The organism is Halanaerobium sp. (assembly GCF_003070835.1).
Genome location: NZ_QBLR01000483.1, coordinates 1 through 1,486, shown reverse-complemented (window position 1 = coordinate 1,486; position 1,486 = coordinate 1). Strand labels below are relative to the sequence as shown.

Genomic DNA, 1,486 nt, shown 5'->3' with positions numbered 1-1,486 from the left:
GGACCGGGTGTCATAATTAATAAATCACTCACAAAAATCACTCCCACAATTTTACGGTCTAATATAGATTTTATAACTTTTTATGGGAGATTGTCAAGCTAAATACTCTTTAAAACTGGACTATGATTTTCGATTTGAAGCGATTATCTTTGACTAATCAGTACAGCCTCTTTAATTAACAATAATTCAATTATTTTTTATTTTATTATGTCAAGACTGGAGCCGGTGACAGGACTTGAACCTGCAACCTATAGTTTACGACACTATTGCTCTGCCAGTTGAGCTACACCGGCATCTATTAAAATGCCAGTACTATTCCACCTTCATTAGCATAAACTGTGCTAATTCCAGCAGTTTCAACAATAATTATCTCTCTAAAATTATATTTTTCAGCTGCTTTTCCTTTAATATATTCTGCTTTTTCTAAGGCATTACAGTGAGCTATGCCAAGAACTTTCTCTTCTAAATTTTCTCCTCTTTCACCTATCTTTTCAATTAATTTTCTGATTGCTCTTTTGCTTCCCCTTGCTTTATCAACAAGAGTGATAGTCCCATCTGGAGTTGCACCTAAAACTGGTTTAATATTAAAAAAAGAAGCAATTTTTCCTTTTAATTTCCCCATTCTTCCTGCTTTAATTAAATTATCAAGAGAATCTAAAACAAATAATGTCTGCATCTCTTCAACATATTTTTCAGTTTTCTCTATAATTTCATCTCTATTGAAACCGGCTTCTATTAATTCTCCTAACTTATAAGCAATCATTGTTTCACCTACAGTAGCACTAAAAGAATTAAAGACTTTTATTAATTTATCTTCCGCCTCTTCTAAAATCATTTTCTTTGCTAACATGGCATTTTGATATGTTGCACTTAGTTCTTTAGAAAGAGTTACCACAAAAATATTATCATATTTTCGATATAAATCTAAAAAAGGACCAGGGCCAGGACTAGCAGTTTTTGGTGCATCACTACTGTTTCTCATTGCATCTAATAATCCTTCTCGATCCAAATTTTCATCATCTATAAAGTGTCTATCTCCAACATCTATAGACAGTGGTGCTGTAGAAATATTAAATCTTTCTCGCAAATCTTTTGTTAGATCACAGCAGCTGTCGACTATTATTTTAAAATCCATAAACTTACCTCCAACTCGCTTTATTTTAATTTAATTTCATCATCTATAATTTTATATTTATTGATAATAAAAATCAACTACTTATTGTTATTTTATTTTAAAACATAGAAAAGCCCCGGCTAATTTAATAACCAGGGCAACTTTACATAATTAAATTTTAATTATATAACATCAACATTCTCTGCTTGAGGTCCGCGATCTCCTTCAACAATTTCAAATTCTACTTCCTGACCTTCTTCTAAAGTTTTAAATCCTTCCTGCTGAAGAGCAGAGAAATGTACAAATACATCGTCGCCATCTTCTCTTTCAATAAAGCCATAACCTTTTTTCTCATCAAACCATTTAACTTTT

Annotated in this window: 2 protein-coding genes and 1 tRNA gene; all 3 read right to left on the bottom strand. The window is 31.5% G+C overall.

Features of this window, described 5'->3' with window-relative positions:
• Positions 1-217 precede the first annotated feature (217 nt).
• Positions 218-293, bottom strand: a tRNA-Thr gene (locus tag CI949_RS20660).
• 5 nt (positions 294-298) lie between these two features.
• Complete coding sequence (locus tag CI949_RS20655) at positions 299-1,135, bottom strand: DegV family protein (protein ID WP_290769923.1); 837 nt, start codon at positions 1,133-1,135, stop codon at positions 299-301.
• Between the two features lie 161 nt (positions 1,136-1,296).
• Positions 1,297-1,486, bottom strand: a 190-nt coding sequence (locus CI949_RS20650; protein WP_290769921.1) for a cold-shock protein, incomplete at its 5' end; no start/stop codon positions are given.